Here is an 18,197-nt window from a genome sequence, read left to right on the forward strand (position 1 = left end):
ATCAGCCCTTCATCATATTGACGTCTTCGACGGCGATCGATCCGCGGTTGCGGTAGAAGACAACGAGTATTGCAAGACCGATGGCCGCTTCGGCGGCTGCGACGGTCAGAATGAACAAAGCGAAGACCTGGCCGACGATATCGTTCAGGAAGGCCGAGAAGGCCACCATGTTGATGTTGACCGCAAGCAGGATGAGTTCGATCGACATGAGGATGACGATGACGTTCTTCCGGTTTAGGAAGATGCCGAAGACGCCGATCGTGAAGAGGATCGCGCTGACCGTCAGGTAGTGGGAAAGACCGATTTCCATATTCTGTTTCCTTGGATCCGTTCGCGCCTCAGATGCCCTGGCCCGGCTTGACCTTGACCGTGGTGACGGCGGTCTTCGGGTCGCGGCCGACCTGCGTGGAGATATCCTGCCGCTTGATGTCGGTGCGATGACGCAGCGTCAGCACGATGGCGCCGATCATGGCCACCAGCAGCACGAGGCCGGCGAGCTGGAAGAAGTAGACGTAATTGGTATAGAGCACATCGCCGAGTGCGGCCGTATTGGTGCGTTCGGTGACAGGCGGGATCGGCATGGTGATGGACTTGGCCGCAATCGGGTTCAGCATGCTGCCGCCGACCACGACGATCAGTTCCGCCGCGAGGATGACGCCGATCAGCGCACCGACCGGGGCATATTGCAGCACGCCCGAACGAAGCTCTGCGAAATCCACATCCAGCATCATGACGACGAAGAGGAAGAGCACCGCCACGGCGCCGACATAAACCACCAGCAGGATCATGCCGAGAAATTCGGCGCCCGTCAGCAGGAACAGCGCGGCTGCGTTGAAGAAGGTCAAAATCAGGAAGAGCACCGAATGAACTGGGTTCTTCGATGCGATGACCATGAACGCAGACGCCACGGCGACGAAAGCGAATATATAAAAGAATACAGCGTGCAGACCCATGTTGGTGCCTTCTTGTCCTCATCGGGCAAAGATGGCTCGAAGGCCCCTCACCCGTTTCGTCCCCGCCGGCGAAAACCGCGCAGGCATTTTACTTTTCATCGCTCTCCGGGGCTTCCCCCGGAAAGACGGTTGCGCCTTAACGGTAAGGCGCATCCAGTGCGAGGTTGCGTGCGATTTCACGCTCCCAGCGGTCGCCATTGTCGAGAAGCTTCTGCTTGTCGAAATAAAGCTCCTCGCGGGTTTCCGTCGCGAATTCGAAGTTCGGGCCTTCGACGATGGCATCCACCGGGCAGGCTTCCTGGCAGAAACCGCAATAGATGCACTTCACCATGTCGATATCGTAACGCACCGTGCGGCGGGTGCCGTCATTGCGGCGCGGGCCGGCTTCGATGGTGATCGCCTGAGCGGGACAGATCGCTTCACACAGCTTGCAGGCGATGCAGCGCTCTTCACCGTTCGGATAACGGCGCAGCGCATGTTCACCACGGAAGCGCGGAGAGACCGGGCCCTTTTCGAAAGGATAGTTCACCGTTGCCTTCTGTTTGAAGAAGTGGCGCATCGTGAGCAGGATCGCGCCGACGAACTCCTTCAGGAACAGCGAATTGACGGCTTGGGAGAGGCTTGCCATCTCAGTCTCCAGATTTCTGAGCGAGGAGTACGGACATCAACCGGCCCACCCCGTCAGCTTCAATACGAATGCAACAATAACGACCATGGCGAGCGACAGCGGCAGGAATACCTTCCAGCCGAGACGCATGAGCTGGTCATAACGGTAACGCGGAACGAAAGCCTTGGTCAGCGCGATCATGAAGAAGACCATGCAGCCCTTCAATGCGAACCAGACAATGCCCGGAACCCAGTTGAGGAACCACACATCCACGATCGGCAGCCAGCCGCCCATGAACAGGATCGTCGTCAGGCAGCAGATCAGGACGATTGCAGCATATTCGCCGAGCATGAACATCATGTAAGGCGTGGAGCCGTATTCGACCATGTGACCGGCGACCAGTTCCGATTCCGCTTCCGGAAGATCGAAGGGCGGACGGTTGGTTTCGGCAAGGCCCGAAATGAAGAACACGATGAACATCGGGAACAGCGACAGCCAGTGCCAGTCGAGGAACGAAGCAGGCAAGCCGAGCATGGTGCCAAGGCCGGTCTTCTGGGCAAGCACGATGTCCGTCAGGTTCAGCGAACCGACGCAGAGCAGAACGGTGACGATGACGAGGCCGATCGACACTTCGTAGGACACCATCTGCGCGGCCGAACGCAGCGCGCCGAGGAACGGGTACTTCGAGTTCGAAGCCCAGCCGCCCATGATGATGCCGTATACTTCAAGCGAAGAAATCGCGAAGATATAGAGAATGCCGACATTGATATTGGCGACAACCCAGCCTTCGTTGAAGGGAATGACGGCATAGGTGGCGAGCGCCAGCGTCACCGCTACCAGCGGCGCCAGAAGGAAAACGGCCTTGTTGGCGCCGGCCGGAATGACAGGCTCCTTCAGAATGAACTTCAGAAGGTCGGCGAAGGACTGGAAGAGACCGAAGGGACCAACGACGTTCGGACCACGGCGCAGCTGTACCGCCGCCCAGACCTTGCGGTCGGCAAGCAGCAGGAACGCGATGGACACCAGAAGGCAAACGAGAAGCAGCAGGGACTGGCCGACCATGATCAGCGCGGGCCAGACGTAGCTCCAGAAAAACTGTTCCATAAATCCCCTACCCTTACTCTGCCGCAGCCTGGAAATTGTTGCGGGCCAATGCGGAGCACTCGGCCATGACGGCGGATGCGCGCGCAATCGGGTTCGTCAAATAAAAGTCTTTAACCGGCGAGGCAAACGCCGACTTGTTGAGCGAGCCGCTTTTGCCAGCCAGCGCTTCGATATCTTTGCCGTTGCCGGCGACGATCTCGTCCGTTTCCGCCAGATGCGGATGCGCTACATAGAGCTGGCCGCGGAGCGCCGACAGCGAATCGAACGGCAGCTTCTTGCCGAGAACATCGGACAACGCACGCAGGATCGCCCAGTCTTCGCGGGCTTCGCCCGGTGCGAAACCGGCGCGGTTGCCCACCTGCACGCGGCCTTCGGTGTTGACCCAGATACCGGATTTTTCGGTATAGGCCGCACCCGGAAGGATGACGTCGGCATTCATCGCGCCCTGGTCGCCATGGCTGCCGATATAGACGGTGAACTTGGCGCCCTTGTTCGACAGGTCGAGTTCATCGGCGCCGAGCAGGAAGAGAACGTCCATGGAGGCGACCATGTCAGCGGCGGCAACACCGCCCTCGCCCGGCACGAAGCCGATGTCGAGACCGCCGACGCGGGAAGCGGCGGTGTGCAGGACAGAGAATCCGTTCCACTCTTCGGTGACAGCACCTACCGAGGTAGCGAGCTTGGCGGCGGCAGCCAGTACGGCTGCGCCATCGGCGCGCGCCAGAGCACCCTGGCCGATGATGATCAGCGGGTTCTTGGCAGATTTCAGCTTGTCGATGAAGCTGTGCGAGCCATTGGCCAGATCGGACAGCGTTTCAGCGCCGGAACCGAGATATTCGTAATTGTAGCGCAGTTCGCCAGCTTCGCCGATTACGCCGATCGGGAAACCGCCGCGACGCCAGCGCTTGCGGATGCGGGCATTGAGCACGGCCGCTTCGTAGCGCGGGTTGGAACCGACGATCAGCAGGGCGTCGGCCTGCTCGATGCCTTCAATGGTGGAATTGAAGATGTAGCTGGCGCGACCGAGCGAAGGATCAAGCGCAGCGCCATCTTGACGGCAATCGACATTGGCCGAACCGAGCGAGGCGAGAAGCGACTTCAGCGCGAACATTTCTTCGACGGAAGCCAGATCGCCGGCAACCGCGCCGATCTTGTTGCCGGATGTCGCGGCAACCGCCTGCTTGATCGCACCGAAGGCTTCACCCCAGGTGGCGGGCTGCAGCCGGCCATCCTTGCGGACATAAGGCCGGTCAAGGCGCTGCGTCTTCAGGCCGTCCCAGATGAAGCGGCTCTTGTCGGAAATCCACTCTTCGTTGATCGCCTCGTTGACGCGCGGCATGACGCGCATGACTTCGCGGCCACGGGTATCGACGCGGATGGCCGAACCGAGCGCGTCCATCACGTCGATGGTTTCGGTCTTGTTCAGTTCCCACGGACGGGCGGTGAAGGCGAAAGGCTTGGAGGTGAGCGCGCCGACCGGGCAGAGGTCAACAACGTTGCCCTGAAGCTCCGAGGTCATCGCCTGCTCGAGATAGGTGGTGATTTCGGCATCTTCGCCGCGGCCGATGAGACCGAGTTCGGCAATGCCGGCCACTTCCGTGGTGAAACGGACGCAGCGCGTGCAGTGGATGCAGCGGTTCATGACCGTCTTGACGAGCGGTCCGATGTACTTGTCTTCAACCGCACGCTTGTTTTCCGCATAACGCGAACCGGCGATACCGAAGGCCATGGCCTGGTCCTGCAGGTCGCATTCGCCGCCCTGGTCGCAGATCGGGCAATCGAGCGGGTGGTTGATGAGCAGGAATTCCATCACGCCTTCGCGGGCCTTCTTGACCATTGGCGTGTTGGTGAAAATTTCCGGCAATTCGCCGTTCGGGCCGCCGCGAACGTCGCGAACGCCCATGGCGCAGGAAGCGGCGGGCTTGGGCGGTCCGCCCTTCACCTCGATGAGACACATGCGGCAGTTACCCGCGACCGACAAGCGCTCATGAAAACAAAAGCGCGGAACTTCGGCGCCAGCCTCCTCGCACGCCTGCAACAGCGTGAAATGATCCGGAACCTCGATCTCTTTACCGTCAACCTTGAGCTTTGCCATGGTTCTACTTACGTCCTGTTGCCTGTTCGTCCCATGTCTCACACGGTCCGCAACAAATCCTTAATCACGCCCGGCACTCGTATCGTCTGCCAGACGTTTCATGGTGTCGCGAGGCCGGAAAATTCCGGCTCCGCCTGAAGCCTCAATGCTTATTCAGCGGCTTCCAGAACAGCGCCATCATCCATGGCCCTGTAAGTATATTGGTCGATGCGCTTTTCGATTTCCGGACGGAAATTGCGGATCAGCGCCTGTACCGGCCATGCGGCGGCGTCGCCGAGCGCACAGATGGTGTGGCCTTCGATCTGCTTCGTCACTTCAAACAGCATGTCGATTTCGCGCTTCTGGGCATTGCCCTTGACCATGCGTTCCAGCACGCGCCACATCCAGCCCGTGCCTTCACGGCACGGCGTGCACTGACCGCAGCTTTCATGCTTGAAGAAGGCCGCGATGCGGGCAATCGCCTTGATGACGTCGGTGGACTTGTCCATGACGATCATGCCGCCGGTGCCGAAGGAGGATTTCACTTCGCGCATGCCGTCGAAATCCATGATGGCGTCCTTCATGTCCTCACCGCGAACGATGGGGCAGGATGCGCCGCCGGGGATGACGCCGAGCAGATTGTCCCAGCCGCCGCGAATGCCACCGCAATGGTGTTCGATCAGCTCGCGGAAGGACAGGCCCAGCGCGTCTTCGAAGGTGCAGGGACGCTCGACATGGCCGGAGACCATGAACAGCTTGGTGCCGACATTGTTGGGACGGCCGATGGACGAGAACCATGCCGCGCCACGGCGCAGGATGGTCGGCGCAACGGCGATGGATTCGACGTTGTTGACGGTCGTCGGGCAGCCATAGAGGCCCATATTGGCCGGGAACGGCGGCTTCAGGCGCGGCTGGCCCTTCTTGCCTTCGAGGCTTTCGAGCAGAGCCGTCTCTTCGCCGCAGATATAGGCACCTGCGCCGTGATGGACGTAGATGTCGAAATCCCAGCCGTTCTTGTTGTTCTTGCCGAGCAGGCCGGCATCGTAGCACTCGTCGATAGCCGCCTGCAGCGCCTCACGCTCGCGCATGTATTCGCCGCGAACGTAGATATAGGCGGTATGCGCGCCCATGGCGAAACCGGCGATCACGCAGCCTTCAATCAGCGTATGCGGATCGTTGCGCAGGATTTCGCGGTCCTTGCAGGTGCCGGGCTCGGATTCGTCGGCGTTGACGACGAGGTAATGCGGGCGGCCGTCATTTTCCTTCGGCATGAATGACCATTTGAGACCCGTCGGGAAGCCAGCGCCGCCGCGACCGCGAAGGCCGGAAGCCTTCATCTCGTTGATGATCCAGTCACGGCCCTTTTCGATGATCTGCTTGGTGCCGTCCCAATGGCCGCGCGCTCTCACGCCCTTCAGGGACTTGTCCTTGAGGCCGTAGAGATTGGTAAAGATGCGATCCTGATCTTTTAACATGCTTCACCTCTTACCGCGGCTTCTTGCCGAAGACCCTGATATACTCGGCTTCGCCACCCTTGGCGAGCGCCTCGGCCTGCTTGACCCAGTCATCACGGCCGATACGGCCCTTGAAATTCAGATATCCATCGACCCAGTCGCATTCGGCCTGCTTCCAGCCGGCGATCTGCGCATAGGTGAAGATGCCGAGCTCGTTCAGCGTACCCTCAATCTTGGGGCCTACACCGGAAATCAGCTTCAGGTCGTCGGGCGTTGCGGGCTTTTCGATGCCTGCCGGACGATCCTTGGAATCGAGCGACGGCTTCGCAGATCCCGAAGCTTCCTTTTCGGCGGTCTTCACATTGGCTTCGGCAGCCTTGGGCGCGGTCACCGGCGTCTTCAGCTTCGGATCGGTTTCAGGCGCATCCGTCTTCGGCTTGGCGGCGTTGGAGGGCGGAACCGGTGCGGCGTCCGCAGCCACTTCGGCCGGTTTGTCGAGATTGGAGCGATCCGGCTTGATCTCTTCCGTCAGCGTCGTCAGGCCGCCGACCGGGACCGACTGGTGACGGTCGATCTGCGGGCCGGTCTTGACGGTGTCGCCCTTGCCTGCCTCGAACGTATCGATGATCTCTTCCAGACGCTCGGGCGTCAGGTCCTCATAGGCGTCCTTGAAGATGATGACCATCGGCGCGTTGACGCAGGCGCCCTGACATTCCACTTCTTCCCAGGAGAGCGTGCCGCTCTCATTGGTGTGCAGTGGATCGTGGTGGATTTTCTTGCGGCAGACATCCATCAGCGCTTCCGAGCCGCGCAGCATGCAGGGCGTGGTGCCGCAAACCTGAACGTGGGCGCGCGTGCCGACCGGCTTCAGCTGGAACTGGGTATAGAAGGTCGCCACTTCCATGACGCGGATATAGGCCATATCCAGCATGTCGGCGATTTTCTCGATGGCGGCGCGGGTAACCCAGCCGTCCTGCTCCTGCGCACGCATGAGCAGCGGGATGACCGCCGATTGCTGGCGTCCCTCGGGATATTTCTTGATCGTCTTTTCAGCCCATGCGGTATTTTCCGCATTGAAGGCAAACGCCACGGGCTGGAACTGATCTTCGGCTAGTCGACGAACGGACATACTTCCTCACGCCTTTTCAGTTTAACGTCTCACAACGCGATCTCGCCACCGTGACGAATTCGCAGGCGTAAGCCGCCTTGTCTTTCTGCATGAACACGATGAACTTGCTGCCATTGGGAACCGAGGCCTTGATCTCGTATCCCGACGACAGAAGCTGCTTGATGGTCGAAGAGCCGCCGCTCGACAGCGATATGCCGCCCTCATCCGTCGCCGTCTGGGCGAAAGCGGGGGCAGACATCGCAGCGAGAAAAGCCGGTATGGCCAGCGGCAGACGCATCAGCGATCGACCTCCCCGAACACGATGTCGAGGGAGCCGAGCACGGCTGTAACGTCAGCAAGCTGATGGCCCTTGCAAAGGAAATCCATGGCCTGCAGGTGTGCGTAGCCCGGCGCGCGAATCTTGCAGCGATAGGGCTTGTTCGAACCGTCTGCGACCACGTAAACGCCGAACTCGCCCTTCGGCGCTTCGACGGCGGCGTAAACTTCGCCGGCGGGAACGTGATAACCTTCGGTGTAAAGCTTGAAGTGATGGATCAGCGCTTCCATCGAACGCTTCATCTCGCCACGCTTCGGCGGAACTACCTTGCCGTCTAGCGACGAGACCGGGCCGATGCGATGCTTGCCGGAGAGAAGGTCGACGCACTGCTTCATGATCTTTACGGATTCGCGCATTTCCTGCATGCGGATCAGGTAACGATCATAGCAATCGCCGTTCTTGCCGACGGGAATGTCGAATTCGAGATCGGAATAGCACTCATAGGGCTGCGCGCGGCGCAAATCCCAGGCAGCGCCCGAGCCGCGCACCATCACGCCCGTGAAACCCCAGGCGAAGGCGTCTTCAAGCGAGACGACGCCGATATCGACGTTACGCTGCTTGTAGATGCGGTTGTCGGTCAAAAGGCCCTCGATATTGTCGAGAACGGTGAGGAACGGATCGCACCATTTGCCAATATCATCCACCAGTTCCGGCGGCAGGTCCTGATGCACGCCGCCCGGCCGGACGTAAGCCGAGTGCATGCGGGCGCCGCAGGCGCGCTCATAGAACACCATCAGCTTTTCGCGTTCTTCGAAGCCCCAGACCGGCGGCGTCATCGCGCCGACGTCCATAGCCTGTGTCGTCACGTTCATGATATGCGACAGGATGCGGCCGATTTCCGAATAGAGAACGCGGATCAACTGACCGCGCATCGGGATTTCGAGACCGAGCAGCTTTTCGACGGCGAGCGCGAAAGCGTGTTCCTGGTTCATCGGCGCGACGTAGTCGAGGCGGTCGAAATAGGGAACTGCCTGCAGATAGGTCTTGGTCTCGATCAGCTTTTCGGTGCCGCGATGCAGGAGACCGATATGCGGATCGACGCGCTCGACGATTTCGCCATCCAGTTCCAGAACCAGACGCAGCACGCCGTGCGCGGACGGATGTTCCGGACCGAAGTTGATCGTGAAATTGCGGACGTTATGCTCAGTCATTCTAGTGCTCCGCCGAGGTGATCATGGCGATGAATTCGGGGCCGGTCATGTTCTGCGTGGTTTCCGCGAAAGAATAGCTCGAAGGCTTCTCATCCGTGAAAATCTGCGACGCGAACTTGAAACTGGAAGGGTTATCGAAAGCCTGCAGCGAAACGGCGAAATGCTTGCCGTCCTTCGAGCGCCACATCAGCGTGCTGCCGCAGTTCTTGCAGAAGCAGCGCTCACCCCATTCCGACGAGGAATAGACGCCGAGGTTCTCTTCGTTCTCAACGGAGATATCAGCGCATTCGACAGCCAGAAAGGCACCGCCGGACCAGCGGCGGCACATGGAGCAATGGCAAACGCCGAATTCGCGGGCGCCGATGACGGCATTGAGGCCGACGGCGCCGCAAAGACATTGTCCATGCTCTGTCGCGGGGGCTTGGCTCATTGCTTGGCCTTTTCGTCACCCGGGAGAACATATTCGGTCCCTTCCCAGGGGGAGAGGAAATCGAAGTTGCGGAATTCCTGTTTCAGTTCAACCGGTTCATAAAGAACCCGTTTCAGCACGTCATCGTAACGCACTTCCACAAAGCCGGTAACCGGAAAATCCTTGCGCAGCGGATGGCCTTCGAAACCGTAGTCCGTGAGGATGCGGCGGAGATCCTTATGGCCTTCGAACGGAATGCCATACATGTCCCAGGCTTCGCGCTCGAACCATTCGGCACCCATATAAACCGAGGTCGAAGACGGTACGCCCTCGTCTTCCGCCACCTGCAGCTTGACGCGTACGCGCAGGTTCTGGCGCGGCGACAACAGATGATAGACAACGTCGAAACGCTTTTCGCGCTGCGGCCAGTCGACACCGCAAATATCGATGATGTTGACGAAACCGCACTGCACGTCGTCACGCAGGAAGGTCAAAAGCGCGATCACGCTTTCAGGCGTCGTGTTCAGGGTCAGCTCGCCATAGGCGATATCAGCCGACACCACGAGGGAACCACGCGCTTCCTTAACGTAAGCAGCAAGATCGTTGAGAGCTTCGCTCATTCTTAATCCGTCCTTTGCCCTTAGCGCTCGATCGTACCGGTACGACGAATCTTCTTCTGCAGCAGAAGCACGCCGTAAAGCAGCGCCTCCGCCGTGGGGGGACAGCCCGGAACGTAGATATCCACCGGCACGACGCGGTCGCAGCCGCGCACCACGGCGTAGGAATAATGGTAATAACCGCCGCCATTGGCACAGGAGCCCATGGAGATGACGTAACGCGGCTCAGGCATCTGGTCATAGACCTTGCGCAGAGCGGGCGCCATCTTGTTGGTCAGCGTGCCGGCGACGATCATCACGTCCGACTGGCGCGGTGAGGCGCGCGGGGCGACGCCGAAGCGCTCCATGTCATAACGCGGGCCGGACGCCTGCATCAGGCCTTCGACGGCGCAGCAGGCAAGGCCGAACTGCATCCACATCAGGGAGCCGGTGCGTGCCCAGGTGATCAGCTCGTCGGTCGAGGTGACGAGAAAACCCTTGTCGGCCAGCTCGTCATTGATTTCCGTGAAGTAGGCATCGTTGCTGCCAACCGGCTTGCCGGTGGAGGGATCGATGATCCCCTTCGGCTGCGGCGCAACGAGCGTGGTGTTGTTCTGGCTCATGCCCATTCCAGCGCTCCCTTCTTCCACTCATAGATAAAGCCGATGGTGAGAACGAGAAGGAACACCATCATCGACCAGAAACCGAACCAGCCCATCTCGCCGAAAGACACCGCCCAGGGGAACAGGAAGGCGACTTCCAGGTCGAAGATGATGAACAGGATCGACACGAGATAAAAGCGGATATCGAATTTCATGCGGGCATCGTCGAAGGCGTTGAAACCGCACTCGAAAGCAGAAAGCTTTTCCGGGTCCGGCGCCTTGTAAGCGACAGCGAACGGCGCAATGAGAAGCGCCAGGCCGATGACGAGAGCGATACCGATGAATATTGCGATCGGAATGTAGGAACTGAGGAGTTCAGTCATGGTCTCTTCCCTGCCCGGCCGGGTGCCGGGCCTGCCTTTGTGACCTTAAGTCTCAAAGAGCGGACAATATGTTGCAACGCCAAAGTCGTTAGCGCAGCCGCGCTCTCTCTGCAAGAGTTTAGGCACCATTTCAAGACACCTGCCGCATTGATTGGCAACAATATTGCCGGAATTGACGCAAATTTGGGCCACAATTCCGACCTAAGCCCCTCAAATACAATAATAATCGATTGAACGACGCAACCGCAAAAAAGTCACACGAATTTTACGTCCGGATGGCGGCGAAGTGACGATATTCGGGAATCGAAACTTGACTAAAAAATGCAGGAAAAATCGCGTTTAAAAAGCCCGGAATCAGGCGCTGGAATCGTCAATAGACGAGCGCGCAAATCGCGCGTCGATCTGTTTTTGAGGAGACATTTCAGGAGAGAGAAATGGCGCGAGTGACGGGGCTCGAACCCGCGACCTCCGGCGTGACAGGCCGGCACTCTAACCGACTGAGCTACACCCGCGCACCACAGACATTCATCTGCGTTTTCCGAGGGACAGGATGGCGCGAGTGACGGGGCTCGAACCCGCGACCTCCGGCGTGACAGGCCGGCACTCTAACCGACTGAGCTACACCCGCATCTCCTGACGACAGGAACCAGTCCCGCCGCTCGAACCAGCCTCGGCTGTTCGATGAGCGGCTAACTACGGCGTTCGTGCGGGGGTGTCAAGCAGGTTTCACGACAAAAGAATAAGCTTCTTCATTTTGATCGGGAAAAACCGAAAGGCCTTGGAAGGCGATTGCGGCAAACGCCCTGTTTTTCGGGCTTTTCCCAACGAAAACAAAAAACTTGTCCACAGCCGGAGGCTTCCGTAGCGGGATTTCCACATGACCATCACGGCGTCCTCGGGTCCTGTTTCGGGAAAAAAGCCCGCAGTTCCCGGCTTTTTGCCCCCGTCCCCCGGCGACGGAAAATTCTCTCGGCAAAAAAAACAAAAAAACTTCACAAAAGCCCTTGCGGTTTTTTTCCGATCCGCATACATCACGGCCACCGACGCGGCGGACATGATCCGCAAGACGCGAAGGGCGATTAGCTCAGTTGGTAGAGCGCCTCGTTTACACCGAGGATGTCGGGAGTTCGAGTCTCTCATCGCCCACCATTTCCCCGAAAGATTTAAATATCACCCCTGATACCGAGGTTGTTCGTGTTTGCTTTCGCTATGCGATAAGCCCTCGAGTATTCGGAATTATCGCCCCCTGCCCTTACTGCGGTAGGTAGAGCGTCGTCATGATTCCCAACCGCTGGAATCGCATTTCTCCAGTTACGCCATGCCAAATCGGCACTGCTGTTCCATATTCCGACAACTTGACCACCCCCTGTATCACCCCGCAACATACCGGAAAATAAGGAAGATTCAGACTTTCTAAAGAGATTTCAGGCATTGTTTGCGCACCGTTTCATGATGAACGGTTGAACTGATGGATGAAACCATGTCGATCGACGCGTTTGTAACACTCGCGCTTATAGCGCTGCCTGTTTATATTTTTTTCCGCTGGGTCCAGCAGGACTCGGAGAAACAAGATACTCCCAAAAGCAAGAATTCCATGGGGCGGTGATCTGTTACCATCGATCCGCAGCATTTTCCCGGATGGCTCCGGACGAATCCTTCACAATCCGATATCGAAGCGGCAATGCCGATTTTAACGGCTTGCATCGTCAGGCATCGTGCAGGATCGGGAAACGCGGCCAAGAGGCCCCTCGCCGTACAAAAAAGCCGGGCATAGCCCGGCTTTTCTCATTTGCGGTGCCAATCGGCTCGATCAGTTGATCGCCTTCATATTGACGGTGAAGAACAGCGTTTCGCCGGAAGAATCGTCCACGCCGTCATTGTCCGTCACGGCATAGGCCGTTCCCGCCTTGTCGAAGGTGAAGCCTTCCAGCTTGTCGACGACATAACCGTTGGTCTGGGCCTTGAGGTCAGGCAGGAAGTCATGGGCTTCCTGCTTGGCCACCAGCGGCAGTTCGCCGCCGATCTTGCCCGGCTTCAGGTCCGCGATCGCAACACGGTAGAGCTTCTTGATCTTGGCCTTGTCGCCGATCTGGTTGTCGCGCTCGACGATATAGACATAGTCGCCCTGCGCGGCGATTTCGGAGAGGCCGACCCAGCCTGCCTCGGTCTTGTCGAGCGGGTAACGGACGGCGCCCCACTCCTTGGATTTCGGATTGTAGGAGACCAGCTTGACGAAGCCCTTTTCGTCCGTGCCCCATTCACGCTGCACGGCCATCCACAGCGTCGCGTCGTCGCCCTTGCCGATCATGGTCACGCCTTCGAAACCGAAGCGGGTGTCGCCGGCGAGAAGTTCCTTCGGCAATGCGATCTCGGCCTTGATCTCGCCCTTGGCGTTGACGTTATAGAGCGCGTGCGGAACGAGCTTGGCGCTGTCGCCCTCAGAAGCCAGCCAGAAACCGCCCTTGCCGTCCAGCGTGATGCCTTCGATGTCTAGCTTTTGAGCGGCGATGCCGTCACGCTTGACGCGCAGCACGCTGGTGATGGTGGCGGGCTTTTTCGTCGCATCGATGGTGAAGATCGACGGCTGGTTGCCATAGACCGAGTCGGACACGGCATAGAGAATGCCGGGCTTTTCGGCATCGCCGACCAGACCCGAAAGAGCGCCCCAGCCGATCGGCGCACCATCGACGGTGGCGGAAGCCAGCTGCGGATAGGCTGCTTCACCTTCACCGCGCTCATAGAGCATGACATGCGAGCGCACGCCGCCGTCTTCGATCAGATCGACCTCATTGGCCGTGGCAAGGAGGTTGCGCGACGGGATGGCGACAGCGCCCTCCGGCGAAACGCCCGAAGGCAGGAGCTGCGTCAGTTCCGGCTCCTTGCCGGTGTCCTTGTAGACAGCGACGACAGAGGCGCGCTCCGACAACACGAAGAAATATTTCTGGTCGCCGAATGTCGCAGCTTCCAGACCTTCCGGCTCGATGCCCTTGGCCTTGGAGCGCTTTTCCGGATAGTGGCCGATGGCCGCAACCGCATGTTCGAGCGAGGAGCCGGATTCGTAGACGAGCTTGCCGGTCTTGTCGAAGATGGTGAAGCCACGCGAACCGCCCTGCCAGTCGCCCTCATTGGCGATGACGATACGGTCATTGTCCAGCCACTTCACAGCGTCCGGCTCGCGCTTGCGGCCTTCCTGCTTGTCGGTGAACTTCAGCTGGCCATCGGTCTTCGTATCGATGCCTTCAAGATCGACCTTGCCGGCGGAGAAATGCGTCTTCACCGTGCCGGTCTTGCCGTCGAGAATGACGATATGATTGTTTTCCTGAAGAGTCAGCGCGATCTCGCCATTGGCGTTGATCGACACGAATTCCGGCTCCGGATCCTCAGGGGAAATTTCGGCAAGGCCGGTGAGTTCGATCTTCTTCAGCGTCGCGCAATCGGCAACGCCGTCCTTAAGGCCGACAGTCACCAGATAACCGGCTGGCATCTGCGGCAGGGCACCTTCGTTTACCTCTTCATCGCGCTCGTTTTCAATGGCGATGGCGGCGAAGGTCTTGTCTGGGGAAACGGCGACGGAATCGGGCTGGCCGCCGAGATCACAGCTTGCTTCGATCTTCTTGGTAGCAATATCGACCGTCACCAGCTTGCCGGAGGGCTTCGCGCGGTTTTCCGACGTGTTGACGCCGGCCAGAACCTTGACGCCTGCGACAGCAACGGAGGTCGGTTCGCCTTCGAGCAGCAGCGCGCCGCCGGCCTTGGGAGCCTTGGCGTCGGTGATGTCGATGAAACCGATGCCGCCAAGCAGGCTGTCCGAATAGATCAGTGTCTTGCCGTCTTCGCTGGCGGTAATGATTTCAGCCGAGGTGACGGATTTGGCGTCCTTGTCCGCGGGAAGGTTTTTCGCCACCGGGAAAGATGCGATGCGGTTGAAAACCGGCTCGGCCGCGGCCGGGATGGCTGCGGACGTGAGCAGCGCGGCGGTCAAAGCCATTTGAGAAAATCGGAACGCCATTTTAATCCCCCTTGGGTCCAAAAATACCCCAAGGCTTCTGCGTTACAGACATGACAGTGGCATGACACTTCCTGACCGCTGAATCAAAAAGCCCGGCCTGGAAGGCCGGGCTTTCGTGTTTATGCCCACATTCCGCGTCGAAAAACGCCGTGTGTCCGGATGGAAGCTACACAGGCGCTTCCCTGCTTTCATTCACATCTTGACCGGGAGAACCCGGCCTGTCCGAAAAGAGTTTTTCGAAACACCGCCCGCTTTTGGCGGCGATGTGACGGCGTCAGGGCGTCAAAACATGTTTCCTCGTGAACCTGAAAAGCTGCCCGCCCGCCGCCGGGCGTTGCGGCTTTCCGGAAACCTTACGAGTTGACGGCGTCCTTCAGGCCCTTGCCTGCGGAAAACTTCGGTACGTTGCGAGCCGGGATATCGACTTCAGCACCCGTGGAAGGGTTACGGCCCTTGGAGGCTTCACGACGGCTGACGGAGAAGCTGCCGAAGCCGGCCAGGCGAATGTCGCCACCGTTCTTCAGTTCGCTCTGTACAGTTTCGAATACAGCATCAACAGCGGAAGCAGCATCTGCCTTCGTGAGACCAGCCTTTTCGGCAACAGCAGAGACGAGCTCGTTCTTGTTCATGTTTCCACCCCTTTCAATGGTTTGAAACGACTCAAATTAAGCCGGCGCAGAATACGTTCGCATCCGCGCGCAGCAACCCAAAAGCGCTGGAATCGCCTGAAAAACAAGGGGTCTGCGTTTTTTTTCACAAAAAAGGCCGACATTTCTGCCGGCCTTCCACATATTCGTGCCAAATTCGCATCACTTGTGCGCAGCTTTACGCCACATGCGCCTTCCGACACCTAACACATTGAATCTATGCATCAGCCATCGCGAAAGGCGATTCCCGCCCCTCGCGACGATGCATTATCAATGCGCGATGGTCTGGCTGCCGTCGTCGACGCCTTCGACGGTTGCGATCACCGGCGTCTCGATGCTGCCGTCCCACTCGATGGGCTCCGGCTGGCGGATAAGGGCGTGCTTGATGACCTCGCCCATGCGCGACACCGGGATGATTTCCATCTCGTTCTTCACATTGTCCGGAATCTCCGCCAGGTCCTTGGCGTTTTCTTCCGGGATCAGCACCTTCTTGATGCCGCCGCGAAGGGCTGCGAGCAGCTTTTCCTTCAGGCCGCCGATCGGCAGCACGCGACCGCGAAGCGTGATCTCGCCGGTCATCGCCACATCCTTCGAGACCGGGATGCCGGTCATGATGGAGACGATGGCGGTCGCCATGGCAACACCGGCGGACGGACCGTCCTTCGGGGTTGCCCCTTCTGGAACGTGCACGTGGATATCGCTCTTGTCGAAGCGGGGCGGCTCGATGCCGAAGTCCACGGCGCGCGAACGGACATAGGATGCCGCCGCCGAAATGGATTCCTTCATCACTTCCTTGAGGTTGCCGGTCACCGTCATACGGCCCTTGCCCGGCATCATCACGCCTTCGATGGTGAGCAGCTCACCACCAACTTCCGTCCAGGCCAGACCCGTGACGACACCGACCTGATCCTCGCGCTCGGCCTCGCCGTGGCGGAACCGCGGAACGCCCAGATAATCCGGAACGTTTGCTGCGGTGACTTCCACGGACTTGACCTTGCCCTTGATGATCTCGGTGACAGCCTTGCGCGCCAGCTTCATCAGCTCGCGTTCGAAACTGCGCACGCCCGCCTCGCGGGTGTACTGCTGGATGACGACCATCAGGGCGTCATCGGTAACCGAGAACTCTTCCGGACGCAGAGCATGTTCCTTGATCGCCTTAGGCAACAGGTGACGCTTGGCGATTTCGCGCTTTTCGTCTTCCGTGTAACCGGCAATGCGGATCACTTCCATGCGGTCCATCAGCGGGCCGGGAATGTTCAGCGTGTTGGCCGTGGTCACGAACATCACGTCGGACAGGTCGTATTCCACTTCAAGGTAATGGTCCATGAAGGTGGAGTTCTGTTCCGGATCGAGCACCTCGAGCAGTGCCGACGACGGGTCGCCACGGAAATCCATGCCCATCTTGTCGATTTCGTCGAGCAGGAAGAGCGGGTTCGCCTTCTTGGCCTTCTTCATCGACTGGACGATCTTGCCCGGCATTGAGCCGATATAGGTACGGCGGTGACCGCGGATTTCCGCTTCGTCACGAACGCCACCCAGCGCCATGCGCACATATTCGCGGCCGGTCGCCTTGGCGATCGACTTGGCGAGCGAGGTTTTGCCGACGCCGGGCGGGCCGACGAGGCAGAGGATCGGGCCACGGATTTTCGTCGCACGGGCCTGCACGGCCAGATATTCGACGATACGCTCCTTGACCTTGTCCAGACCGAAGTGGTCCTGATCCAGGATCTTCTCGGCATTGTTGAGGTCCGCCTTGATCTTGGACTTCTTGCCCCAGGGCAGACCAAGCAGCCAGTCCAGATAGTTGCGCACGACGGTCGCTTCCGCGGACATCGGGCTCATCTGGCGCAGCTTCTTCATTTCCGCTTCGGCCTTTTCCTTGGCCTCCTTGGAAAGCTTGGTCTTGGCGATGCGCTCTTCCAGCTCGGCCATCTCGTCACGGCCGTCCTCGCCGTCGCCGAGCTCCTTCTGGATCGCCTTCATCTGTTCGTTCAGGTAATATTCGCGCTGTGTCTTCTCCATCTGGCGCTTGACGCGCGAGCGGATGCGCTTTTCGACCTGGAGCACGGAAATTTCGCCCTCCATGAAGCCGAGCGCTTTTTCAAGCCGCTGCTTCACGCTGACGGTTTCCAGCATTTCCTGCTTTTCGGTGATCTTGATCGACAGGTGCGAAGCGACCGTATCGGCAAGCTTCGAATAATCGTCGATCTGGCCGGCAGCGCCGACAACCTCGGGCGAAATCTTCTTGTTGAGCTTCACATAGCTCTCGAATTCAGACACGACCGAACGCGACAGCGCCTCGATCTCGACCGGATCTTCGGCAGGCTCCTGCAACGGCGTTGCGGTGGCTTCATAGAAGTCTTCACGGCCGGTGTAGCTGTCGATCTGGGCGCGGCCCTTGCCTTCCACCAGCACCTTCACGGTGCCGTCGGGAAGCTTCAGAAGCTGCAGGACATTGGCGACCGTGCCGACCTTGTGGATGGCCTCCGGGGCCGGATCGTCATCGCTGGCGTTGATCTGGGTAACAAGCATGATCTGCTTGTCCGACCCCATGACTTCCTCGAGCGCACGGATGGATTTTTCCCGCCCGACGAACAGGGGAACGATCATATGCGGGAAAACGACAATGTCGCGCAGGGGAAGTACCGGATAGGTACCGCCAGATGCCGCAGACGTGATGTTCGTCATATCATTTCCTTTCCATGGTCCCTTTCGGGACACTTTGCCGGACAGCTTGGGGCATCCAGCACATTCATTTCTCGA

17 protein-coding genes and 3 tRNA genes are annotated in these 18,197 nt (G+C 59.1%); 1 reads left to right on the forward strand and 19 read right to left on the reverse strand.

All coding sequences use genetic code 11. The features are described from left to right. Window position 1 precedes the first annotated feature (1 nt). The 16 genes from nuoK to BTE54_RS25180 form a co-directional block, all read right to left on the reverse strand. Window positions 2-310: an NADH-quinone oxidoreductase subunit NuoK gene (nuoK, locus tag BTE54_RS22285; RefSeq protein ID WP_003521516.1), complete on the reverse strand. Its 309-nt coding sequence runs from the start codon at window positions 308-310 to the stop codon at window positions 2-4. 28 nt (window positions 311-338) lie between these two features. Further along, window positions 339-953, reverse strand: a complete 615-nt coding sequence (locus BTE54_RS22290; RefSeq protein ID WP_003521517.1) for an NADH-quinone oxidoreductase subunit J — start codon at window positions 951-953, stop codon at window positions 339-341. 136 nt (window positions 954-1,089) lie between these two features. Continuing rightward, entirely contained in the window at window positions 1,090-1,581 is a 492-nt protein-coding gene (gene nuoI / locus BTE54_RS22295) for an NADH-quinone oxidoreductase subunit NuoI (protein ID WP_003496449.1), read from the reverse strand. Between the two features lie 36 nt (window positions 1,582-1,617). After that, complete coding sequence (gene nuoH / locus BTE54_RS22300) at window positions 1,618-2,664, reverse strand: NADH-quinone oxidoreductase subunit NuoH (RefSeq protein WP_003521518.1); 1,047 nt, start codon at window positions 2,662-2,664, stop codon at window positions 1,618-1,620. A 13-nt stretch (window positions 2,665-2,677) separates the two neighbouring features. After that, on the reverse strand, window positions 2,678-4,759 hold the full coding sequence (gene nuoG, locus BTE54_RS22305; RefSeq protein WP_065653986.1) for an NADH-quinone oxidoreductase subunit NuoG: 2,082 nt from the start codon (window positions 4,757-4,759) through the stop codon (window positions 2,678-2,680). 149 nt (window positions 4,760-4,908) lie between these two features. Next, a complete protein-coding gene (nuoF, locus tag BTE54_RS22310) occupies window positions 4,909-6,213 on the reverse strand; it encodes an NADH-quinone oxidoreductase subunit NuoF (RefSeq protein WP_020012329.1) in 1,305 nt (434 codons plus the stop codon). 10 nt (window positions 6,214-6,223) lie between these two features. Beyond that, entirely contained in the window at window positions 6,224-7,321 is a 1,098-nt protein-coding gene (locus tag BTE54_RS22315; protein ID WP_078054017.1) for an NADH-quinone oxidoreductase subunit E, read from the reverse strand. A gap of 16 nt (window positions 7,322-7,337) precedes the next feature. Continuing rightward, window positions 7,338-7,598, reverse strand: a complete 261-nt coding sequence (locus BTE54_RS22320; protein WP_078054018.1) for a hypothetical protein — start codon at window positions 7,596-7,598, stop codon at window positions 7,338-7,340. Further along, window positions 7,598-8,788, reverse strand: a complete 1,191-nt coding sequence (locus BTE54_RS22325) for an NADH-quinone oxidoreductase subunit D (protein WP_003496461.1) — start codon at window positions 8,786-8,788, stop codon at window positions 7,598-7,600. The genes BTE54_RS22320 and BTE54_RS22325 overlap by 1 nt, the downstream gene beginning before the upstream one ends. 1 nt (window position 8,789) lies before the next feature. Then, window positions 8,790-9,218 (reverse strand): GFA family protein, encoded by a 429-nt coding sequence (locus tag BTE54_RS22330; RefSeq protein ID WP_065653989.1) that lies wholly within the window; start codon window positions 9,216-9,218, stop codon window positions 8,790-8,792. Then, window positions 9,215-9,817, reverse strand: coding sequence for an NADH-quinone oxidoreductase subunit C (locus tag BTE54_RS22335; protein WP_003496465.1), 603 nt, complete (start codon window positions 9,815-9,817; stop codon window positions 9,215-9,217). Before BTE54_RS22335 ends, BTE54_RS22330 begins: the two co-directional genes overlap by 4 nt. A 20-nt stretch (window positions 9,818-9,837) precedes the next feature. After that, the gene (locus BTE54_RS22340) at window positions 9,838-10,422 is read right to left on the reverse strand and encodes an NADH-quinone oxidoreductase subunit B (RefSeq protein ID WP_003521524.1); all 585 of its coding nucleotides are present in this window, start codon (window positions 10,420-10,422) and stop codon (window positions 9,838-9,840) included. Then, complete coding sequence (locus BTE54_RS22345; protein ID WP_003496469.1) at window positions 10,413-10,778, reverse strand: NADH-quinone oxidoreductase subunit A; 366 nt, start codon at window positions 10,776-10,778, stop codon at window positions 10,413-10,415. Before BTE54_RS22345 ends, BTE54_RS22340 begins: the two co-directional genes overlap by 10 nt. A 435-nt stretch (window positions 10,779-11,213) precedes the next feature. Continuing rightward, window positions 11,214-11,290, reverse strand: a tRNA-Asp gene (locus BTE54_RS22350). A 39-nt stretch (window positions 11,291-11,329) separates the two neighbouring features. Further along, a tRNA-Asp gene (locus tag BTE54_RS22355) sits at window positions 11,330-11,406 on the reverse strand. Window positions 11,407-11,504: 98 nt separating this feature from the next. Continuing rightward, window positions 11,505-11,810 (reverse strand): hypothetical protein, encoded by a 306-nt coding sequence (locus tag BTE54_RS25180; RefSeq protein WP_198939207.1) that lies wholly within the window; start codon window positions 11,808-11,810, stop codon window positions 11,505-11,507. Between the two features lie 41 nt (window positions 11,811-11,851). On the opposite strand from BTE54_RS25180, the gene BTE54_RS22360 reads away from it, so the two are divergent. After that, window positions 11,852-11,927, forward strand: a tRNA-Val gene (locus BTE54_RS22360). A 661-nt stretch (window positions 11,928-12,588) separates the two neighbouring features. On the opposite strand, the gene BTE54_RS22365 is transcribed toward BTE54_RS22360, so the two are convergent. The 3 genes from BTE54_RS22365 to lon form a co-directional block, all read right to left on the reverse strand. Then, on the reverse strand, window positions 12,589-14,787 hold the full coding sequence (locus BTE54_RS22365; RefSeq protein WP_078054019.1) for an esterase-like activity of phytase family protein: 2,199 nt from the start codon (window positions 14,785-14,787) through the stop codon (window positions 12,589-12,591). A gap of 353 nt (window positions 14,788-15,140) precedes the next feature. After that, on the reverse strand, window positions 15,141-15,416 hold the full coding sequence (gene hupB, locus BTE54_RS22370) for a DNA-binding protein HupB (protein ID WP_003502360.1): 276 nt from the start codon (window positions 15,414-15,416) through the stop codon (window positions 15,141-15,143). A gap of 288 nt (window positions 15,417-15,704) precedes the next feature. Beyond that, window positions 15,705-18,122, reverse strand: coding sequence for an endopeptidase La (gene lon / locus BTE54_RS22375; protein WP_078054020.1), 2,418 nt, complete (start codon window positions 18,120-18,122; stop codon window positions 15,705-15,707). Between the last annotated feature and the right edge of the window lie 75 nt (window positions 18,123-18,197).

This window comes from Agrobacterium sp. YIC 4121 (assembly GCF_002008205.1).
GTDB classification, from domain to species: domain Bacteria; phylum Pseudomonadota; class Alphaproteobacteria; order Rhizobiales; family Rhizobiaceae; genus Agrobacterium; species Agrobacterium leguminum.

What these genes read in the sequence shown, in the direction of transcription:
- BTE54_RS22325 (WP_003496461.1), bottom strand. Translation starts at nt 8,788, where the DNA reads ATGACTGAGCATAACGTCCGCAATTTCACGATCAACTTCGGTCCGGAA.
- BTE54_RS22290 (WP_003521517.1), bottom strand. Translation starts at nt 953, where the DNA reads ATGGGTCTGCACGCTGTATTCTTTTATATATTCGCTTTCGTCGCCGTG.
- lon (WP_078054020.1), bottom strand. Translation starts at nt 18,122, where the DNA reads ATGACGAACATCACGTCTGCGGCATCTGGCGGTACCTATCCGGTACTT.
- BTE54_RS22330 (WP_065653989.1), bottom strand. Translation starts at nt 9,218, where the DNA reads ATGAGCCAAGCCCCCGCGACAGAGCATGGACAATGTCTTTGCGGCGCC.
- BTE54_RS22315 (WP_078054017.1), bottom strand. Translation starts at nt 7,321, where the DNA reads ATGTCCGTTCGTCGACTAGCCGAAGATCAGTTCCAGCCCGTGGCGTTT.
- BTE54_RS25180 (WP_198939207.1), bottom strand. Translation starts at nt 11,810, where the DNA reads ATGTATGCGGATCGGAAAAAAACCGCAAGGGCTTTTGTGAAGTTTTTT.
- hupB (WP_003502360.1), bottom strand. Translation starts at nt 15,416, where the DNA reads ATGAACAAGAACGAGCTCGTCTCTGCTGTTGCCGAAAAGGCTGGTCTC.
- BTE54_RS22340 (WP_003521524.1), bottom strand. Translation starts at nt 10,422, where the DNA reads ATGGGCATGAGCCAGAACAACACCACGCTCGTTGCGCCGCAGCCGAAG.
- BTE54_RS22365 (WP_078054019.1), bottom strand. Translation starts at nt 14,787, where the DNA reads ATGGCGTTCCGATTTTCTCAAATGGCTTTGACCGCCGCGCTGCTCACG.
- nuoI (WP_003496449.1), bottom strand. Translation starts at nt 1,581, where the DNA reads ATGGCAAGCCTCTCCCAAGCCGTCAATTCGCTGTTCCTGAAGGAGTTC.
- nuoG (WP_065653986.1), bottom strand. Translation starts at nt 4,759, where the DNA reads ATGGCAAAGCTCAAGGTTGACGGTAAAGAGATCGAGGTTCCGGATCAT.
- BTE54_RS22345 (WP_003496469.1), bottom strand. Translation starts at nt 10,778, where the DNA reads ATGACTGAACTCCTCAGTTCCTACATTCCGATCGCAATATTCATCGGT.
- nuoK (WP_003521516.1), bottom strand. Translation starts at nt 310, where the DNA reads ATGGAAATCGGTCTTTCCCACTACCTGACGGTCAGCGCGATCCTCTTC.
- BTE54_RS22320 (WP_078054018.1), bottom strand. Translation starts at nt 7,598, where the DNA reads ATGCGTCTGCCGCTGGCCATACCGGCTTTTCTCGCTGCGATGTCTGCC.
- nuoF (WP_020012329.1), bottom strand. Translation starts at nt 6,213, where the DNA reads ATGTTAAAAGATCAGGATCGCATCTTTACCAATCTCTACGGCCTCAAG.
- nuoH (WP_003521518.1), bottom strand. Translation starts at nt 2,664, where the DNA reads ATGGAACAGTTTTTCTGGAGCTACGTCTGGCCCGCGCTGATCATGGTC.
- BTE54_RS22335 (WP_003496465.1), bottom strand. Translation starts at nt 9,817, where the DNA reads ATGAGCGAAGCTCTCAACGATCTTGCTGCTTACGTTAAGGAAGCGCGT.